The 18,134-nt window shown below is 40.6% G+C and carries 20 protein-coding genes; 10 read left to right on the top strand and 10 right to left on the bottom strand.

Translation table 11 applies throughout. The annotated features are described in order from the left end of the window. Window positions 1–62: 62 nt before the first annotated feature. From pseG to pseB, 4 genes are read right to left on the bottom strand one after another with little or no spacing between them, the layout of a single operon-like run. On the bottom strand, window positions 63–959 hold the full coding sequence (gene pseG, locus FA584_RS13640) for a UDP-2,4-diacetamido-2,4,6-trideoxy-beta-L-altropyranose hydrolase (RefSeq protein WP_167749826.1): 897 nt from the start codon (window positions 957–959) through the stop codon (window positions 63–65). Next, on the bottom strand, window positions 937–1,647 hold the full coding sequence (pseF, locus tag FA584_RS13635; protein ID WP_167749825.1) for a pseudaminic acid cytidylyltransferase: 711 nt from the start codon (window positions 1,645–1,647) through the stop codon (window positions 937–939). The genes pseG and pseF overlap by 23 nt, the downstream gene beginning before the upstream one ends. Next, window positions 1,644–2,765, bottom strand: a complete 1,122-nt coding sequence (gene pseC / locus FA584_RS13630; protein ID WP_167749824.1) for a UDP-4-amino-4,6-dideoxy-N-acetyl-beta-L-altrosamine transaminase — start codon at window positions 2,763–2,765, stop codon at window positions 1,644–1,646. The genes pseF and pseC overlap by 4 nt, the downstream gene beginning before the upstream one ends. Then, complete coding sequence (pseB, locus tag FA584_RS13625; RefSeq protein ID WP_167749823.1) at window positions 2,762–3,751, bottom strand: UDP-N-acetylglucosamine 4,6-dehydratase (inverting); 990 nt, start codon at window positions 3,749–3,751, stop codon at window positions 2,762–2,764. The genes pseC and pseB overlap by 4 nt, the downstream gene beginning before the upstream one ends. 130 nt (window positions 3,752–3,881) lie before the next feature. On the opposite strand from pseB, the gene FA584_RS13620 reads away from it, so the two are divergent. From FA584_RS13620 to FA584_RS13600, 5 genes are all read left to right on the top strand, one after another. Then, the gene (locus FA584_RS13620; RefSeq protein WP_167749822.1) at window positions 3,882–4,631 is read left to right on the top strand and encodes a flagellin; all 750 of its coding nucleotides are present in this window, start codon (window positions 3,882–3,884) and stop codon (window positions 4,629–4,631) included. A gap of 27 nt (window positions 4,632–4,658) precedes the next feature. Further along, window positions 4,659–5,246, top strand: a complete 588-nt coding sequence (locus tag FA584_RS13615) for a class I SAM-dependent methyltransferase (RefSeq protein WP_096047672.1) — start codon at window positions 4,659–4,661, stop codon at window positions 5,244–5,246. Next, window positions 5,243–6,025 carry an alpha/beta hydrolase gene (locus tag FA584_RS13610; RefSeq protein ID WP_096047671.1) on the top strand — a complete coding sequence of 261 codons (783 nt, stop codon included), beginning with the start codon at window positions 5,243–5,245 and terminating at the stop codon, window positions 6,023–6,025. The genes FA584_RS13615 and FA584_RS13610 overlap by 4 nt, the downstream gene beginning before the upstream one ends. Continuing rightward, entirely contained in the window at window positions 6,018–7,190 is a 1,173-nt protein-coding gene (locus FA584_RS13605; protein WP_167749821.1) for a class I SAM-dependent rRNA methyltransferase, read from the top strand. The genes FA584_RS13610 and FA584_RS13605 overlap by 8 nt, the downstream gene beginning before the upstream one ends. A 91-nt stretch (window positions 7,191–7,281) precedes the next feature. Then, window positions 7,282–8,052, top strand: a complete 771-nt coding sequence (locus FA584_RS13600; protein ID WP_167749820.1) for a hypothetical protein — start codon at window positions 7,282–7,284, stop codon at window positions 8,050–8,052. Window positions 8,053–8,070: 18 nt separating this feature from the next. Here the strand turns inward: FA584_RS13600 and FA584_RS13595 are convergent, their stop codons facing one another. The 3 genes from FA584_RS13595 to dcd are packed head-to-tail and all read right to left on the bottom strand — an operon-like array spanning window position 8,071 to window position 9,743. After that, the gene (locus tag FA584_RS13595) at window positions 8,071–8,526 is read right to left on the bottom strand and encodes an SAM-dependent methyltransferase (protein ID WP_167749819.1); all 456 of its coding nucleotides are present in this window, start codon (window positions 8,524–8,526) and stop codon (window positions 8,071–8,073) included. An 11-nt stretch (window positions 8,527–8,537) separates the two neighbouring features. Then, window positions 8,538–9,176 (bottom strand): GNAT family N-acetyltransferase, encoded by a 639-nt coding sequence (locus tag FA584_RS13590; protein WP_167749818.1) that lies wholly within the window; start codon window positions 9,174–9,176, stop codon window positions 8,538–8,540. 6 nt (window positions 9,177–9,182) lie between these two features. Further along, window positions 9,183–9,743 (bottom strand): dCTP deaminase, encoded by a 561-nt coding sequence (gene dcd / locus FA584_RS13585; RefSeq protein WP_167749817.1) that lies wholly within the window; start codon window positions 9,741–9,743, stop codon window positions 9,183–9,185. Between the two features lie 91 nt (window positions 9,744–9,834). Here dcd and accB point away from each other — a divergent pair, with 91 nt between their 5' ends. Together accB and FA584_RS13575 are read left to right on the top strand one after the other, a co-directional pair. Further along, window positions 9,835–10,296: an acetyl-CoA carboxylase biotin carboxyl carrier protein gene (gene accB / locus FA584_RS13580; protein WP_096047665.1), complete on the top strand. Its 462-nt coding sequence runs from the start codon at window positions 9,835–9,837 to the stop codon at window positions 10,294–10,296. Further along, a complete protein-coding gene (locus tag FA584_RS13575) occupies window positions 10,296–11,627 on the top strand; it encodes an acetyl-CoA carboxylase biotin carboxylase subunit (RefSeq protein WP_087439691.1) in 1,332 nt (443 codons plus the stop codon). The genes accB and FA584_RS13575 overlap by 1 nt, the downstream gene beginning before the upstream one ends. Window positions 11,628–11,673: 46 nt before the next feature. Here the strand turns inward: FA584_RS13575 and FA584_RS13570 are convergent, their stop codons facing one another. After that, entirely contained in the window at window positions 11,674–12,525 is an 852-nt protein-coding gene (locus tag FA584_RS13570; RefSeq protein WP_167749816.1) for a peptidylprolyl isomerase, read from the bottom strand. Between the two features lie 199 nt (window positions 12,526–12,724). On the opposite strand from FA584_RS13570, the gene gltX reads away from it, so the two are divergent. From gltX to upp, 3 genes are read left to right on the top strand one after another with little or no spacing between them, the layout of a single operon-like run. After that, window positions 12,725–14,116 (top strand): glutamate--tRNA ligase, encoded by a 1,392-nt coding sequence (gene gltX / locus FA584_RS13565; RefSeq protein ID WP_167749815.1) that lies wholly within the window; start codon window positions 12,725–12,727, stop codon window positions 14,114–14,116. A 1-nt stretch (window position 14,117) separates the two neighbouring features. Beyond that, entirely contained in the window at window positions 14,118–15,395 is a 1,278-nt protein-coding gene (locus FA584_RS13560) for a malic enzyme-like NAD(P)-binding protein (protein ID WP_167749814.1), read from the top strand. After that, a complete protein-coding gene (gene upp / locus FA584_RS13555; protein WP_167749813.1) occupies window positions 15,396–16,028 on the top strand; it encodes a uracil phosphoribosyltransferase in 633 nt (210 codons plus the stop codon). A 50-nt stretch (window positions 16,029–16,078) separates the two neighbouring features. On the opposite strand, the gene gdhA is transcribed toward upp, so the two are convergent. Both gdhA and FA584_RS13545 read right to left on the bottom strand, forming a co-directional pair. Continuing rightward, complete coding sequence (gene gdhA / locus FA584_RS13550; RefSeq protein ID WP_096047661.1) at window positions 16,079–17,440, bottom strand: NADP-specific glutamate dehydrogenase; 1,362 nt, start codon at window positions 17,438–17,440, stop codon at window positions 16,079–16,081. A 21-nt stretch (window positions 17,441–17,461) separates the two neighbouring features. After that, the gene (locus tag FA584_RS13545; RefSeq protein ID WP_096047660.1) at window positions 17,462–18,133 is read right to left on the bottom strand and encodes an MqnA/MqnD/SBP family protein; all 672 of its coding nucleotides are present in this window, start codon (window positions 18,131–18,133) and stop codon (window positions 17,462–17,464) included. Between the last annotated feature and the right edge of the window lies 1 nt (window position 18,134).

Raw genomic sequence — 18,134 nt, 5'->3', positions numbered from 1 at the left:
AATATAAGATAGTTCCAGATTCGTAGACACAATGCCAATTTTATAAAGCCATCTCAACTATGTTAATAGTCTAAAGAGTGTTTATTGTTGTGGAACAATTCCTGTATCAAAAAATTTACTAAATCTACATTCTTAACTTTTTCCAAAATATGGAATCCATTATTTTTTAGATATTGGTACATATCGTCTTGATTACGAGCCACTTTAATTGCGATGAAGGGTACTTCCATAAAGAGCACTTCATGTACCATAACACTGGGTGTTACGATGGCAAGACGGCTTTGGTGCAGTAGTTTGGCAACTTCGTTGGAGTTTACATGTAAAGCGATGTTTGGGTTACACGTAACATAGTTTTGAAGCTCAGGAAGGTGCGCATTTGCCGTTGTTGTAAGCACACATATATTTAAAATTTTTGGAAGAGCTTTTAAAATTTTTAATGTGATATTAGAAGTGTCTGTTCCGCCCATCGCCACAAATACATCGTAGATTTTTTCACAGGATTTTTCTTTTTCGAGTTTAAACTCCTCGCGGATGAGTGTGTAGGCACTTCCGCAACGTAGTTCGCATGTTTTGGGTACGAGATGTGTGTAACGCGCGGCATCCGCAGAGAGGTTGTGGTTGAGTAAAATATCGCAGTGATGCACTTGGTAGGTATCATCAAAGCTTAGAATTTTCACTCCTGTAGCCTCTTTGACTTTTTGCTCAAATGGCGCGTCAATGCCGTAATGATCGATGACCAAGCGTTTTACATGTAAAGATTTGATAAGTGCTATGAGCTCATCTACATCGTTGGATCGTAAGATTTTGACTTCGTAGGGAATGGAGGCGATGATGTTGCCCTCTAAGTTTTGGCAGGCAAAAATGACTTCCCCTTCAAAACTTTTGGCAAGCACCAAATCACGCATGATATGCCCAAGCCCGATGGTGCTTGAACTATCAGCTCGTATGAGTGTTTTCATGCAGTCCAAGTGCTTTAAACATAAACTCAGCCCTCATCCAATCTTCGGGTGTGTCGATGTCTTGCACCAAATGGCGAGGTAAAAGAACGGCGGTAGAGTGGGGTGCAAAGATGATTTTGCCTTCCAACCAGGCTTCGGGTGTTCCCCAGTAAAATTGTCCCGCATCGTGGTACGCCTCTTCCAAATCTTGGCTTCTGGTGTTAAAGTGTTCCGGTGAAAACATCTCGACACGATCTTCTTTCGTGAGGCGAATGGCACGCTGAATGGGAAAAGGAAAACTGGTCGCGCTAAAGGCATATGACGCTTTGGTGCGTTTAAGTTTTTCGTATGCCTCTTTAATAAACATCGCTTGCACAAAAGGAGCCGTCGCATAAATACAACAGATGGCATCTAATTGTGATAACTCTTTATGGCATGTTTCTCGTATCGCATGGGCGATGACAGGAATGGTTCCCGTGTGGTCGTCACTGAGCTCTTTGGGGCGCATAAAAGGAACTTCAGCCCCTAATGTGTGTGCCAATGCGGCAATCTCTTCATCGTCGGTGCTCACAATAATTTTGTCAAAACAGCCACTTTTTTGGGCGGCTTCAATGCTGTAAGCGATCATGGGTTTGCCACAAAATTCTTTAATGTTTTTACGAGGAATGCGTTTGCTTCCTCCTCGTGCAGGAATAATAGCCAGTCTCATCGTTTACATCCTTTGATGGAAGAGAGTGTCTCAAGCAGGGTGTCAGCAACCATAAGGGCGTCTTCCATGCTCATACCTTGATGGCAAGGAATGGAAAGCTCTGCACGGTAAAAATCTTCCGTTGTCTCCAAACGTTGTTCGCCAAAAAGCTTTTTGTAGTAGCTAAATTGATAGACAGGTTTGTAGTGAACTTGCACCCCAAGACCCTTTACATGTAACGCTTGAAAAATCTCCTCTTTGGAACACCAAAGCGAGCGATCGAGCAAAATAGGGTAGAGATGGTAGGTACTTCGTTTGGTTTGATCAATCACAATCGTGGTGAAGTAGGGATTGTTGGCAAAGCGTTCATCATAGTAATGTGCGATCTCATTGCGTTTATCAAGAAAATTTTCCAAGCGTCCAAGCTGCGAAAGTCCCAAAGCGCAGGCAACATCACTGAGGCGGTAGTTCTCACCCAGCATCACCATGTCCGAATTCCAGAGCTCTTTTTTGACAATGCCGTGACTTCGTAGCAACTTGGCTTGTTCGTAAAAGGCAGTATTATTCGTGGCAATCGCTCCACCTTCAAAGGTCGTAATAGGCTTGATGGCGTGAAAAATAAAGATGGTCATATCGGCGGTTGTACCCGCTTTTTTGCCATTGATTTGGCTTCCGAGTGCATGGCTCGCATCTTCGATTAAATAGAGTTTATGCTTGTCACACAGTGCTTTAATAGCGTCAATAGGCAGTGGATTTCCGCCAAAATCCACAGGCGCTATTGCTTTGGTTCGAGGAGTGATTAACACCTCTAGTTTGCGTTCGTCAATATTGCCATCATAACGAATGTCGCAAAATACAGGAGTTGCCCCGCATTGGATGGCAGTGTTAGAGGTTGCGGCAAAGGTGAGCGGTGTGGTGATGACTTCATCACCCTCTTGAAGCCCGATAATCTGATAGGCGACATGCAGAGCCGAAGTGGCAGAGTTCATGACGCACACATGTTTAACGCCTAAATAGTTGGCGAGTGCTTCTTCAAAGTCGCCGACTTTTTTTCCACCCGTGAGAAAATCGCCCTTAAGCGTCTCTACAACGGCATCGATGTCGCTTTGATCGATACTTTGTCTACTATAGGGAATCATGCGTTTATCATCTCCATTAAGCCTTTGGCATCAAGCCATTGTGTGTTGGTCTCAGAACTGTATTCAAAGCCGTATTTTACGGGAGTTCCACTCTCTCCAATGGCGTTACATGTAAAGTCGTTACGTTGGGTAAAAAGAATGCTTGGTTGGATGACATAATGGTCGTGAAATTCTAGCGTTAAGTGGCTGTCATCTTTGGGAACCATCACTTCGTGCATCTTTTCGCCGGGGCGAATACCGATGATTTTGACACCCAAATGCGGTGCCATACTTTTCGCTAAATCGACCATCTTCATCGAAGCGATTTTAGGAATAAAAATCTCGCCACCTTTCATGCGCTCAAAGTTTTTCAACACAAAGTTGACTCCTTGTTCCAAGGTAATCCAAAAGCGCGTCATCTCCGCTTCTGTAATCGGAAGCTCTTTTGCTCCCTCCGCAATCAATTTTTTAAAGAAGGGGACAACTGAGCCACGAGAGCCTACAACATTTCCATAGCGCACAACCGCAAACTGCGTTCTACGCGCACCTCTGATGTTATTGGCAGCGACAAAGAGTTTATCGCTCGCCAGTTTGGTTGCACCGTAAAGGTTGATAGGGTTGGCGGCTTTATCGGTTGAGAGGGCGATAACTTTTTCAACACCGCATTCAAGAGCAGCGTCGATGACGTTTCCTGCCCCATTAATGTTCGTTTTGATGCACTCCATTGGGTTGTACTCGGCGATGGGAACATGCTTGAGTGCCGCAGCATGAATGACATAATTGACACCATACATTGCATTTTTAAGGCGGTCAACATCGCGCACATCACCGATAAAAAAGCGCATACAAGGGTCGGTGAATTGCTGTGCCATCTCATACTGTTTCAGTTCATCGCGAGAATAAATGATGATTTTATTGGGTTTGTAATTTTTTAAAAGAATTTCGGTATATTTTTTGCCAAAACTGCCTGTTCCGCCCGTGATAAGAATATTTTTGCCATTAAACACGATAACCCTTTTTGATTGAAGTCGTTGATATCATAAATTGACGATGCTCGCCACTGGGGCATGCTTTACTTCTCAAAAGCAATTTCAGTACCGTTTTTGAATTTGACATTCGTATAATAGGAGTAGTATAATGAATGTATCTTTAAATGAGGAGCATCTGATGAACGTTTCCAGTAGTTCCAATACGCAAGTACTCAACTTAATCACTCAAAATAAATCTCAAACCGATATTATGTTAGAAAAAATCAATGCGACCAAAGAGGTTAATGGCACCGATGGCGCTACTTTGGTTATCTCAGATTCACTCGCATCTCAGATAGCAGCCTTAAGTCAAGGGGTGCAAAATTCAAATGAAACGGTCAGTATGTACCAAATTGCTGACGCTTCTGTTCAGGCAATTCAAGCAGGAACCGATAAATTAAATGACCTCTCCGTGCGTTACAATAACGCTACGCTTGGAAGTGAGCAAAAAACAAGCTTGCAAAAAGAGTTTACAGATATTAGTACCGCCATGCAAGATATTGCAAACCAAACAACCTACAATGGTCAAAATCTTCTCAGTAGTAATTATGGACTCAATGTTTCAGGCTTAAGTGATCTTAAAATTAGTGATCAAACGGGCATTGCAAGTTTTAGAGACAATATGAGCGCTCTTTCGTCTACCATCAGTTCTCAGATCAACAGCGCTAGCAGCAGTATCAACAGTTCCTTGACGACAATGACGAATTTAAGCAGTGCCAATTCTCAGATGTCTGAAACTCCCCTCGATCAAAAGATTGCAGCAATCAACAGCGATCAGATCAAACTGACCAGTTCTGTTTTAACTCAAATTCATCAAAACAATATGATGCAACAAAATATTTCGGCACTTTTGGTTTAAGTGCCGCTCTTTTTTTAGCCTTCTTTCATGCCACGTATCAATAATCAAACTTTTTATGAAAATGCTATCAAACGATATGGTTGCACGGCCAGAGGGTTGAATTGGAATTCAAAACAGTCGCAGCACATACGTTTTGAAGTGATTCATGCGCTTTTAGAACCACACTTGCCTTCAAGCAAGATTGTGGATGCAGGATGTGGGTTTGGCGATCTCTATCTTTTTTTACAGCAAAAAGGTTCTTTACCTCGCAAATATATTGGGTATGATACGCTCCAAGAGGCCATTTTTGTGGCACACAAACGGACTAAACAGCATTTTGCCCGTAAAGATATTTTAAATGACGAGCTTGAATTAGCGGACTTTTATATTGCCAGTGGCTCGATGAATATTTTAAACCGTTTTGAGACGTTTTTGTTTATTCGCCGTTGTTATGAAGCCTCTAAAAAAGGTTTTGTGTTTAATCTGCTCAAAGGTGAAGAGAAAGAGGGTCATTTTAACTATTTTTTACCTCATGAAATTGAAGCATATACGAGTGAGTTTGCTTACGATGTTGAAATGTATGAGGACTATATGGAAGGTGATTTCACCGTATTTTTGAAAAAGGAAGATGTATGAAAAAACTCTTACTTGGGATTATTGGGCTCTATTTGGTAGCGATGGGGTATCTCTATTTTACCCAAGATGCGCAAGTGTTCAATATTAAGGCGATTGTAAAGCAAGCCAAAGTGAGTGGTGAAACGATTGAGCCCCTCTCTTTACATGTCAAAGAGGGCGTTGATTTAGAAGGGGTATTGCGACATGATGCACAAAGCGATGCGGGAGTCATTCTTTACTTTGGGGGTAATGCGGATGACGCTACGCAATTTCTTTTACATGTAAAGGATATTCAAGGCTACGACATCATTGCTTTTAACTATCGAGGCTATGGCGAAAGTACAGGAATGCCAAGTGAGCAAGCCTTGTTTGAAGATGCGCTCAAGATTTACGATACGTACGCAAAAGGGCGTAAAGTGGTATTGATTGGGCGAAGCTTAGGAACGGGAGTTGCGACCTATCTTGCTTCGCAAAGGGTAGTGGATGGTTTGGTGCTTATTAGTCCTTACGATTCAATCCTCTCTATCGCCAAAATTAAGTACCCTTTCTTCCCGATTGATCTGATGCTTAAAAATAAATTTGAAACCATTGAGTACCTTCCTTTGGTCAAGTCAAAAATAGCGGTGATGGAAGTTGAAAATGACACCGTTATTCCTCATTACCATCTTGAAAAACTCTTAGAAGTGATGCCGAGTCGTCCTTTACATGTAATCTTGAGCCATACAACACATAATAACGTTTTTGAACACCCTGCCTTTACAAAAGAGCTACAAACTATATTAGGAAAAATCATTGAATAAAGTCTATATCAAACACTCCGTTGTTCCCAAAATAAGACGCTTTACCCCATGGGTTTATGCTAACGAAATTGACTCTAGCTTAGAGGAGTTTCAAAGCGGTGAAGTCGTCGCGCTCTTTTCCAAAAAAGATGGTTTTTTAGGAACCGCCTATGTCAATCCAAAATGCGCGATTTTCGCGCGCATTCTGAGCTTTGGCAAAGAGGAGATTGGTAAAAAGTTTTTCCATAACCGCATCAAAAGAGCCATCGCAAAGCGTGAGGCACTTTTATCTCAAACCAATGCCGTGCGTCTCATCCACTCCGAAGCAGATTTCTTGCCAGGGCTTATTGTGGACAAGTATGGCGATACGCTCTCCATTCAGATCAATACAGCAGGTATGGAAACCTTTCGTGAGTTGATACTCAGCACTCTTAAACAACTTGTAAATCCTTCATGGATTGTTGAAAAATCCGATGAACACTCACGCGAAATTGAGGGCTTGGAGAGTAAAAACGGCACACTTTTTGGCACACCTTCCAAAGAGTTTGAACTCAAAGAGAATGGTTTAACCTTTTTAGTGGATATTGAAGATGCTCAAAAAACAGGCTTTTACCTCGACCAGCGTAAAAACAGAGCTATTTGTGCGAGCTACATCAAAGAGAATGACACCGTGCTTGATCTTTGCTGTAATGCCGGTGGTTTTGGCATCCATGCACTCTCAAAGGGCGCTAAAAATGCCGTTTTTGTAGACATCTCCGAATCCGCCATAGCACAAACCAAAGCCAACCTCGAAGCCAATAAAATGGAGACATACGAAGCGTATGCCGCCGATGCGTTTACCTTTATGAAAGAGAAAAAATACAAAAACAGTTTTGATCTCATTGTACTTGATCCCCCATCTTTTGCCAAAACCAAAGAGCAAGCCAATGGCGCTAAACGAGGCTTTAAACACCTCTTGATGGAGTCTACCAAAGCCGTCAAAGACGGAGGTTTAATCGCGCTCTTCTCCTGCTCCTTTCACGTCGGCAAAAAAGAACTGTTAGACATCGCCATGGAAGTCTCCCACGATCTTAAAGTGCAATACATTTTGTTAGAACAAATGCAACAAGACAGCGACCACCCATGCCTAATTAATGCCGCTGCATCGTTTTATTTGAATGGATTGTTGTTGAGAGTTGAGAAATAAGTCGTACGCAATAAATATGGGAACTACTTTTTACATGTAAAATAGTGTTACAACAAAAATTTGTAACGGAAAAATATGTGGAGAATAACCAATGAAATTTAATCCAATTAGAGGAAGAGAATCGTGGCTAAAAAATGATGCTTCTTTATTAAAATGGCTTTTAGCAAGACAATATGAACCTGGAGATCCTATGGGAAATATGGCTGCAAGCCATATTAGGAGCATTATTGAATGCTATCTTTATGGACTTTCTAAAGAGATACAGCCCGTTATTGCCCGTTCTCTTGAATGGCTCAATATTGCAATAGAACAAGATGAATGGAGCGACCATCCTGACCCAGATTATCATAGGGCTACTTTACATGAAGCGAAAGCATTAGCACTGTGGCTTCAAAATTCTGATCCTGCGATAGAAATATGGGATAAAGCAAGACACTTTCTTTTATCAGTTATGGAGCCTGCTTATGGGAAAAAAATTAAAACGGATGGATTGGATGCTTATTTGAGTTATTGTATTCACGCAGAGCAGTATGAAGCAGGTGTGATGGAGTATGAAAAATACTACGGCGTCTCTAAAGTTTCGTTTGGAGGTTCTATGGCTCCAAGAAAATGGGCATATGCTTTCTGTCTTAATCATATTAAACCGCAATTTGATCCTGAAAAACTATTTCAAGCAGGGCGCAAGATGCTCCAAACCCATTTGGATAACAATTGGCTTGGCGTAGGACAAAACATTCGTGCGGCGATGTGGCTTAAAAATGTCTATTGGCATGACAATCGCACTTTGGCTCCTTTAGAGACCATTTTAAAAGCGTATGAAAATATGCCTGATATCCCAAAACCAGATTTTATTGAAAATTGAAAAAGTTACAGTTAGCATCTACGCTACCTCAAACTTCCCCTCATCAATAAACTTCAAAAATTCAACTTTGAATTTGGCTCTGTTTTCATCTTCTTGAATCCACGGAAGGTGGGTTTTACGTTCGGCTTCGATGATGGGAAACCATGTTTTTTGTAGATCGTGATCGAGCATACAACGATCGTGAATGGACTCTAAAAAGTTCCAGACGATGAAGGCGTAGGTGTTGTATTGCATCTCTTCATCAAGGGAGCGTTCATGGTCTTTTCGGAGCAGAAAAGGTTTATTGAGGGCTTCTTTGAGAATTTCAAAGTACATTTTATCAATCTCACCGTAGTGGACACTTTGCATCGTTTTACGGTACATCCGTATCGAATACAACAGTGCAAAGATAGCCATCATCGTAGCTAAAATACTCATGATAGCACTAATGGCAGTCCAGAGAGTTTCATATTCATCGCTTAAAAAAATTTCCATCAACAATCCTTTTAAATGAGGTTTAACATCGGTGGTACAAGCTCAAGCATTTGAGCAATGCGAGAGTCTGTTTTGGCGCATCCATAGACATTGACATAGAGTTTTTCTAGCCATGTGTGCAGTGTCTCTTTGGAAACTTCGCGCATACGGGGATGATAGACTAAAAGTTCCATAGGAGGAGCTTCTTCACTGCTTTTTAGGGCTAAAATATAATCAAACGGATCAATTTTTAAAGCGCCTAAACGACGGTAAAAGAGTTCTCTTTTTTCACGAATTTCTTGCTCATTTGAGCTTTTTTCAGGTGAGTCAATTTCGATGAGAAGGGCTCGTGTGCCATGCGTTTTAAAAAGCTGTTCAATGCTACTTTTTAACAGCGTGGAGCCTAGTCCCATACCACGAAGACGCTCATCGACCGCCATGTATTCTAGCAAGAAAAAATCGTCATTGTGTGGATGATACATAATGCAAAATCCTACAATTTTTTCGTCATGGTATGCCAGATAGATGGTGTAAAAAGAGGCGTGTTGCATCGCTAAAAGTGCGTCACGAGATTTTTGTTCTGAAAGCGGAAACGAAGTAGAGTAGATGGCGTAAAAGCCATCAAACTCTTCTAAATTGTTTTGCCCTAAAGCCTTTACATGTAAAGCCATCAGCAGTTATTTTAAAATGCGTGGTAAGGTAATACCTGTTTGCCCTTGGTACTTACCGTGTTTATCTTTGTACGTAGTCTCACAGGGTGTGTCACCCTCTAAAAAGAGCACTTGCGCGATGCCTTCATTGGCATAGATTTTAGCAGGCAATGGTGTGGTATTTGAAATTTCGATGGTAATGTGACCTTCAAACTCTGGTTCAAACGGTGTGACATTCACGATGATGCCACAACGTGCATAGGTACTTTTACCAAGGCAGATCGCCAGTACGTTTTTTGGGATTCTAAAGTATTCCACTGTGCGTGCCAATGCAAAAGAGTTTGGGGGAACAATGCAGATGTCACCTACAAAATCGATGACATTTTTATCGTCAAATTCTTTAGGGTCAACCACGGTAGAATTGACATTGGTAAAAATCTTAAATTCACGCCCAACACGGATGTCATACCCATAACTACTGACGCCATAACTGACCACATCTTTGCCCACTTGATCCTCACAAAAAGGCTCTATCATACGCTCTTTGAGCGATTTTTCTCGTATCCAACTGTCTGCTTTTAAACCCATAATTTCCCTTAAGTGATCGTATATATTTAGTATGGTATTATAACACATTTTATGTCATGCCAAAAAATGGCAAATATTTAGGAGAAACCGAATGGACAAAAATGAAATTAGAGAGTTAATACGTATTTTTGATAAAAGTGATATTACAAAACTCAAAATCAAAGAGGGTGATTTTAGCATTGAACTGCAAAAAGGTTTTGATGGTCCTGTTACGTATGCAGCAGCCCCAGTTGTGCAAGCTCCAAGTGTTGCTCCTGTAGCAGCTCCTGTTGCTCAAGTTGGAGGCGAGGCGAGTGTGAATGCAGCGCCTGCAGGTTTAAGTATGAAATCACCTATGGTAGGAACTTTCTATCGATCTCCAGCTCCTGGTGCGGCTCCATTTGCAAAAGTAGGCGACGTGATCCGTAAAGGTCAACCTATCGGTATTATCGAAGCAATGAAAATTATGAATGAAATCGAAGCAGAGTTTGACTGTAAAGTCTTAGATATTCTTGTCGAAGATGGTCAACCTGTAGAATACGATATGCCAATCTTTGCGGTGGAGAAAGTGTAATGAAGATTGAGAAAATTCTTGTTGCCAATCGTGGTGAGATCGCCCTTCGCGCAATACGCACCATCAAAGAGATGGGAAAACAAGCGATTGCGGTTTATTCCACTGCGGATAAAGATGCGCTCTATCTTCAATATGCCGATGCAAGTATTTGTATTGGTGGTGCAAAATCATCTGAGAGTTATTTAAGCATTCCTGCAATCATCAGTGCCGCTGAGATCAGTGGCTGTGATGCCATTTTCCCAGGGTATGGTTTCCTCAGTGAAAACCAAACCTTTGTTGAAGTGTGCCAACACCACAACATCAAATTTATTGGACCTTCCGTTGATTCCATGGTTTTAATGAGCGATAAATCGAAAGCCAAAGATGTTATGAAAAAAGCGGGTGTACCGGTTATTCTTGGAAGTGAAGGCGTGCTTGAGAGTGTCGAAGAAGCCAAAAAATTGGCTGAACAAATCGGACTTCCCGTTATCGTCAAAGCGAGTGCAGGCGGCGGTGGACGTGGTATGCGTGTGGTTGAAAAGATGGAAGATTTGGAAAAATCATTCCTTGCCGCAGAGAGCGAAGCGCTGAGTGCATTCGGCGATGGCACGCTTTATATGGAAAAATATATCAAAAATCCGCGTCACATTGAAGTACAAGTGATTGGCGATTCTTTTGGCAATGTTGTCCATATTGGTGAGCGTGACTGTTCAATGCAGAGACGTCACCAAAAACTGATTGAAGAGTCTCCTGCTATTGCGCTCGATGCCAAAACAAGAGCACGACTTCATGAAGTAGCAGTGAAAGCAACTAAGTACATCGGCTATGAAAATGCAGGTACGTTTGAGTTCCTTTTGGATGCAGACAAAAACTTCTATTTTATGGAAATGAACACCAGACTTCAAGTCGAGCATTGTGTGAGCGAGATGGTCAGTGGCATCGACATTATTGAGTGGATGATTCGTGTGGCTGAGGGTGAAAAACTTTTCGATCAAAGTGCACTCACTTTCCGTGGACATTCGATTGAGTGCCGTATCACTGCTGAAGATCCTGTCAAATTTATTCCAAGTCCTGGTAAAATCACCAAGTACATCATTCCAGGAGGTCGCAATGTTCGTATGGATTCTCATGCGTATCAAGGTTATATTGTTCCCCCCAATTATGACTCTATGATTGGAAAGTTGGTGGTATGGGGTGAAACACGTGACCGCGCCATTAAAAAGATGAGAGAAGCTTTAAATGAGTTACAAATAGAGGGTATTAAAACGGTAAGAGATTTTCATTTAAATATGATGGATAATGAAGATTTTATCGAAAATAGATTTGATACAAACTACCTTTCACGCTACTAAATAATCTTAAGGTCGCCATTTTGGCGACCTTTAACGTTGTATTTGATTATGGTGCTCTGATAACTTGAATGTTAGCAGATGATTTTAACTTTTCAAAATACTCTTCAATCGCTTTTTGTTCTTTACCTTCTCCCAGTTTTGAGTAGATATAGTTTTTAGCATCAGCAAAAGAGACGGTTTGAACATTGTATTTTTCTTTTACAAAAAACATGACGTAATTTGAATCGGTTTTTGTGATGGCAGAAAATTTCCCTTTAGCTGTTTTGTTTAGTTGTGCTATGAGTTTTGGGTCTGCTTTTGCTGCTTCAATTTTTCCTTCTTGAAGCTGAACATCACTCACAGCACTCATAGGGTTATTTTGAATGGCAGTTAGGCTTTGTTGATTAGCGCTAGTATAGATCGTCACATCAAATGCACTTGCTTGTGAAAATTCATTAAGATTTTCATTATAATAAGCTTGTAGGTCACTATCTCCCATTTGTTGCATTTTGGTACTAACGATTTTTTTATAGAGTTTATCACGTTGTAATTTCTTTTTAAGATCCTCTTTATACTCAGAAATTTCAATATTTTTTGAACGGATCATATTAAGGAAATCATATTGATTCATATTGTTACTAATTGCTAAGTTTTCAATATATTGATCGACTTCAAAATTGTCAACAGCGATATTTTGTTTTTTGATTTCAGATTCTTCAAGCTTTTGTCTTATTAAAATATCTAATGCCTCTTTTTTGGGGATATTAAAGCGCTGTGAATACTTGAAAACATCAAATAATGTAATAGGCTCTTTATTAATAATGATAGAAACTCCATCAACAGTACTTGCATTTACAGGTGAAAAAAGTAAGGTTGCGCACAACGTTACAAAAGTTAACACCTTTAGTTTGATCTTCATCAATAATCCTTTATTTTAAGAAAAATAGCTATATAATCGTGTTGTATTTACAAAACAAGCTACGTATGATAACATCTTTTTTGACAAAAAAAATTAAAAAAATGTTTTTTCTCCAGCTTCAGTGGATTTTTTAATCACTACGTAACGAAATGATACATAATTTATACATAATTTACAAAAAAAGAATGAAGGTACAGTCATGGTTGTGACACGCTTTGCCCCTAGTCCTACGGGCTATTTACATATTGGAGGGCTTAGAACGGCTCTTTACAGTTATTTGTGGGCAAAAAGAAACAGTGGAAAATTTTTATTTCGTATTGAAGATACAGACCTTGCTCGAAACTCCAAAGCAGCAGCAGATGCTATTGTAGAGGCGTTCAAGTGGGTTGGTTTAGCGCATGAGGGTGAGATTGTTTATCAATCTGAGCGTTTTGATCTCTATAAAAGTTATGTTCAAAAGCTTTTAGATGCTGGAAAAGCGTATAAATGTTATATGAGTAAAGAGGAGCTTGATGCCCTTCGAGAAGCTCAAATGGCACGTAAAGAACGTCCAAAATACGATGGGAGATACCGTGACTTTACGGGAACGCCTCCAACAGGAGTTGATCCTGTTATTCGTATTAAAGCGCCAACGACTGGGGTTGTTTCTTTTGTGGATGGCGTTAAAGGTGAAGTGACCTTTAATGCAAGTGATATGTTGGATGATTTCATTATTGCTAGAAGTGATGGCACGCCTACCTATAACTTTGTTGTTGTCATCGATGACGCGCTAATGGGGGTTAATGAAGTCATTCGCGGTGATGACCATCTTTCTAATACACCTAAACAGATCATTTTATATCAAGCACTTGGTTTTGATATTCCTAAATTTTATCATGTTCCTATGATTTTGAATCCTCAAGGTAAAAAGCTTTCTAAACGCGATGGTGCCGTTGATGTGATGGAGTATAAGAGGGAAGGATATCTGCCAGAAGCACTGCTTAACTTTCTGATTCGTTTAGGTTGGAGTCATGGCGATCAAGAAATTTTCTCATTTCAAGAGATGCAAGAACTCTTTGATCCTTCCAATATTAATAAATCTGCTTCGGCGTACAATCAAGAAAAATTAGTATGGCTCAATGCCCATTACATCAAACAAGCAAGTCATGTACGTTTGATTGATGAATTACGCTTTTTTGATGTGGATATTTCTTTACATGTAAAGAAAGAGTTACTGATTGACGCACTTCGTGACCGTGCTAAGACCTTAGTTGAGTTTGCTGCCATGGTAAAGCAGATTTTAGAGGCACCAGTGTGTTACGATGAAAAAGCAGTTGAAAAGTTCTTAACCACCGAAGGACTAGCGGTTTTAGAGCAGTATCTTGAAGCACTAAAAGGTGCAAAAGAACTCAATACAGCGAGTGAATTTGAAACAGTTACCAAAGCATTTTTAGAAGAAAGAGGTCTAAAGCTTAAAGATCTTGCCCAAGCCATTCGCATTGCGATGGTAGGTAATTCTGTGAGCCCTTCTATCTTTGAAGTGTTGGAAATTATTGGATATGCGAATGTTATACAAAGAATTCAAAAATTAATATCTTATAAAAGGAGTTAGTGTGAGTAATAAGGGGAAAGTTACTAAAGAAGAGTCTTTAGAATATCATATTGGTGGGAAAATTGAAATTAGTGTTAAAACGCGTTGTGATACTGCTAGAGATCTTTCAATGGCGTACACTCCAGGTGTTGCACATCCTTGTTTAGAGATTGAAAAAGATAATGAATTAGCGTACAAATATACCAATAAAGGTAATCTTGTTGCCGTTATCAGTGATGGAACAGCGGTTCTAGGTCTTGGTGATATTGGTGCCGTTGCTGGCAAGCCTGTTATGGAAGGAAAGTCTGTTCTTTTCAAAAAATTCGCAGATGTTGATGCGTTTGATATTGAATTAGATGAACATGACATTGATAAAATTGTTGCAATTTGTAAAGCACTCTCTCCAACATTTGGTGGTATCAATCTTGAAGATATTAAAGCACCCGGTTGTTTTGAAATAGAGCGCAAGCTTCAAGAATGTGTTGATATCCCTGTTATGCACGATGATCAACATGGAACAGCGATGATTACGTCTGCTGGACTTATCAATGCGCTTGAAATCAGTGGCAAAAAAATTGAAGAGATGAAAATCGTCGTTTCTGGTGCAGGTGCTGCAGGAATTGCGTGTGCTAAAATGTACAAACTTTTGGGTGCTAAAAAAATTGTGATGCTTGATAGTAAGGGTGTTATCCATGCAGGAAGAACAGATCTTAATACCTATAAAGCAGAGTTTGCATTGGAAACCAGTGATAGAACCATAGAAGATGCAATGCGAGGGGCTGATATGTTTTTAGGTCTTTCAAAACCAGGTGTTGTTAGTCAAGAGATGGTTAAATCCATGAACCCATACCCAATTATTTTCGCTCTTGCAAACCCAACGCCTGAAATCTTACCTGAAGAAGTTCATGCAGTACGAAATGACGTTATGATGGGAACAGGAAGAAGTGACTATCCGAACCAAGTTAATAACGTTTTAGGTTTTCCTTTCATCTTTAGAGGTGCTTTGGATGTTCGAGCAACTAAAATTACGGAAGGCATGAAAATGGCTGCAGCAGTAGCTATGGCAAAGTTAGCTAAAGAAGATGTGCCTGATTATGTCAAAGCAGCTTATAACGGAGAAGATCTTAAATTTGGTATCAATTACATCATTCCAAAACCATTTGATCGAAGAGTTTTTGTGTGGATTTCTGCTGCAGTTGCCGAAGCTGCGATCAAAGATGGCGTTGCGCGTGTGAAAGATTTTGATATGAAAGCGTATCGCGCAAAACTTCAAGCGATTATTGATGCGGAGCAAAAATAAGTGAAAAACGTTCATGTCATCAAACATCCTCTGATTGAGCATAAGCTTTCGATTTTGAGAGATGAAAAAACAGAGCCATTTCAGTTTCGACTTTTAGTCGATGAAATATCTCATTTGATGTTATTTGAAGCAACACGCGATTTACCTCTTCGCGACATTAAAGTCCAAACGCCTGTTGCGTTGGCCAATACTAAAAAGTTAGATGCAAAAATTATGATCTGCCCGATTCTAAGAGCCGCTCTTGGCATGTTGGATGGTATCTTTAAATTGATTCCTGATGCCAGTGTGGGCTTTTTAGGATTTCAACGCAATGAAAAAACACTCGAAGCAGAGTTTTACTATGCGAAGCTACCACCTGATCATAAAGAGCGTATTGCAATTATTATCGACCCGATGTTTGCGACAGGCGGAACGGCGATTGATGCTGTGAACTTTTTAAAGTCAAAAGGAGTGAAAGATATACGCTTTTTAGCGTTGGTTTCAGCTCCTGAGGGACTCAAACGTTTTTGTGAGATCCATCCTGATGTACCTGTCTTTACAACTTGCATTGATGATGGATTGAATGAAAATGGCTACATCGTTCCCGGTCTTGGAGATGCGGGAGATAGAGTTTTTAATACGGTGAATAGCTAGTCAAAAATCTTTTTTGATGTTTACATGTAAAACGGGCAGAGCCCGTTTTACTATACCGCTCCTTGATCGATCATTGAATCAGCCACTTTGCGAAATCCTGCAATATTTGCACCCAACATCAAGTTCCCTTCATCACCAAACTCTTTGGATGTTTTATAGGAAAGCTCAAAAATATTTTTCATAATACCTCTGAGTTTACTGTCGACTTCAGCAAAACTCCATTTTTGCATACTGGCATTTTGGCTCATCTCTAACTGACTGGTAGCAACACCACCCGCATTGGCAGCCTTTGCAGGGCCGTAAAACATTTTGTGTGCCAACATAAAGTCAATCGCTTGCGGGGTGCTTGGCATATTCGCCCCTTCATTAACCAACCGACAGCCGTTTTTATAAAGAATTTGAATGTCATTTAGACCCAGTTCATTTTGTGTCGCACTCGGAAATGCTGCAAAACACGGGATACTCCAAACAGCATTCGTTCCTTCGGGATATTGACTGACAGGAATATAGGTCGCTTCTGCGTGAACATTAAGGTATTCGCTTAAATCTTTACGCGCAATCTCTTTGATGGCTTTAAGTGCATTAAAATCAATACCATTTTTATCGTAGATCATCCCATGAGAGTCACTGCATGTAACGGGTATTGCCCCCATGTCATAGAGCTTTTGAATCGTATAAAGTGCCACATTGCCCGCTCCTGATACGGTGCATATTTTGCCTTTAAGCGAGTCACCCGCTTTGTTGAGGATGTTTTCTGCAAAATAGACCGAACCATACCCTGTTGCTTCCGTGCGCGCGAGAGATCCTCCCCAATTGAGTCCTTTGCCTGTTAAGGCTCCTTCAAAACGACCCGTCAGGCGTTTGTATTCGCCAAACAGATAGCCAATCTCACGTCCACCGACACCAATGTCGCCCGCAGGGATATCTTTCGTCTCGCCGATGTGTTTGGAGAGTTCCACCATAAACGATTGGCAAAAGCGCATAATTTCACCTTCACTTTTGCCTTTGGGATTAAAATTACTGCCCCCCTTTGCTCCACCAATAGCAAGCCCCGTCAGAGAGTTTTTAAAGGTCTGCTCAAAGCCTAAAAACTTGATGATACCAAGATTGACACTGGGATGAAAACGAAGGCCGCCTTTGTAAGGTCCAATGGCAGAGTTAAACTGGACGCGGTAACCAATATTGGTTTGGATTTTGCCTTGATCATCGATCCAGACAACACGAAAGAGGATTTGACGCTCAGGAATGACGATACGCTCTAGTATATTGTACTGATCGTATTTGGACTCTGCCTGTAAAAGCGGTTCAAGAGAGGTTAAAACCTCTTCAACCGCTTGGTAAAACTCCGTTTGACCGGGGGTACTCTCAATCGTTGATTGAAGAACTTTATCGATATAACGTTTCACGGACATCGGGCAACTCCTTTGAGGATTTTACGACGAAGGCTTGTTGAGGCGTTTGGCTTTTTTGAGAAACATAAACAGGGCTTTTTGCTCTTTCTTCCCAATGGAATAACTGATAAGTTTAAGGTACTCTTTAATGTCATGGGCTGCAATACCACGCTCTTTGGCATAGGTCTTTAAAATATAGTTAGGAATTTTAATCGGGCATTGAACAAACTTTGCAGAGAGTTTTTTGTAAAAACTTTGACGCACATTCACACACAATCGTGCAAATACAAAAGGGAGATGATACGTGTCATGCCAAACTTGAGCAAGATCAATATACGCATCGGGCTCTTGTAGGTAGAGTTTGAGTGCACGATCTCCGATGAAAACTTCACCTTCTAACCCAAGGACGCGGGTTAACATATTGGATGTAGCAGAGGCGGGGTCTCTTTTAGCAACGCCCTTTTTTAAAATAACACTTTTAACATTTTTTTGCGCCACGATGCCAATAGGCAAAGGGGTGATTGATTTGCGTTTACTTTCAATACTGGAAATAAATGCGGCATCCACAACACGCTTTCTAAATTTACGATTGATACTGGACGGAACAGATTTCTGATGCTCACATGAACGTTTAAACGCGTTGGGTAGTGAGGCTCGTTTTAAAAAAACATGAAATGGAAGAAGATTGATATAGTCTATCTTTCCAAAAACCATA

Source organism: Sulfurospirillum diekertiae (assembly GCF_011769985.2).
Classification (GTDB): Bacteria; Campylobacterota; Campylobacteria; order Campylobacterales; family Sulfurospirillaceae; genus Sulfurospirillum; species Sulfurospirillum diekertiae.
The sequence above is the reverse complement of the archived record's forward strand: the minus strand, read 5'-3'. Positions and strand labels throughout refer to the sequence as shown.

Excerpts from the sequence above, each read along its gene's own strand:
- FA584_RS13590 (WP_167749818.1), bottom strand. The coding sequence starts at position 9,176 with ATGGCTTTACATGTAAAGGCTTTAGGGCAAAACAATTTAGAAGAGTTT.
- accB (WP_096047665.1), top strand. The coding sequence starts at position 9,835 with ATGGACAAAAATGAAATTAGAGAGTTAATACGTATTTTTGATAAAAGT.
- gltX (WP_167749815.1), top strand. The coding sequence starts at position 12,725 with ATGGTTGTGACACGCTTTGCCCCTAGTCCTACGGGCTATTTACATATT.
- FA584_RS13575 (WP_087439691.1), top strand. The coding sequence starts at position 10,296 with ATGAAGATTGAGAAAATTCTTGTTGCCAATCGTGGTGAGATCGCCCTT.
- gdhA (WP_096047661.1), bottom strand. The coding sequence starts at position 17,440 with ATGTCCGTGAAACGTTATATCGATAAAGTTCTTCAATCAACGATTGAG.
- FA584_RS13600 (WP_167749820.1), top strand. The coding sequence starts at position 7,282 with ATGAAATTTAATCCAATTAGAGGAAGAGAATCGTGGCTAAAAAATGAT.
- pseF (WP_167749825.1), bottom strand. The coding sequence starts at position 1,647 with ATGAGACTGGCTATTATTCCTGCACGAGGAGGAAGCAAACGCATTCCT.
- FA584_RS13620 (WP_167749822.1), top strand. The coding sequence starts at position 3,882 with ATGAATGTATCTTTAAATGAGGAGCATCTGATGAACGTTTCCAGTAGT.
- dcd (WP_167749817.1), bottom strand. The coding sequence starts at position 9,743 with ATGGGTTTAAAAGCAGACAGTTGGATACGAGAAAAATCGCTCAAAGAG.
- FA584_RS13570 (WP_167749816.1), bottom strand. The coding sequence starts at position 12,525 with ATGAAGATCAAACTAAAGGTGTTAACTTTTGTAACGTTGTGCGCAACC.
- FA584_RS13615 (WP_096047672.1), top strand. The coding sequence starts at position 4,659 with ATGCCACGTATCAATAATCAAACTTTTTATGAAAATGCTATCAAACGA.
- pseC (WP_167749824.1), bottom strand. The coding sequence starts at position 2,765 with ATGATTCCCTATAGTAGACAAAGTATCGATCAAAGCGACATCGATGCC.
- pseG (WP_167749826.1), bottom strand. The coding sequence starts at position 959 with ATGAAAACACTCATACGAGCTGATAGTTCAAGCACCATCGGGCTTGGG.
- FA584_RS13595 (WP_167749819.1), bottom strand. The coding sequence starts at position 8,526 with ATGGAAATTTTTTTAAGCGATGAATATGAAACTCTCTGGACTGCCATT.
- FA584_RS13545 (WP_096047660.1), bottom strand. The coding sequence starts at position 18,133 with ATGGTTTTTGGAAAGATAGACTATATCAATCTTCTTCCATTTCATGTT.
- FA584_RS13610 (WP_096047671.1), top strand. The coding sequence starts at position 5,243 with ATGAAAAAACTCTTACTTGGGATTATTGGGCTCTATTTGGTAGCGATG.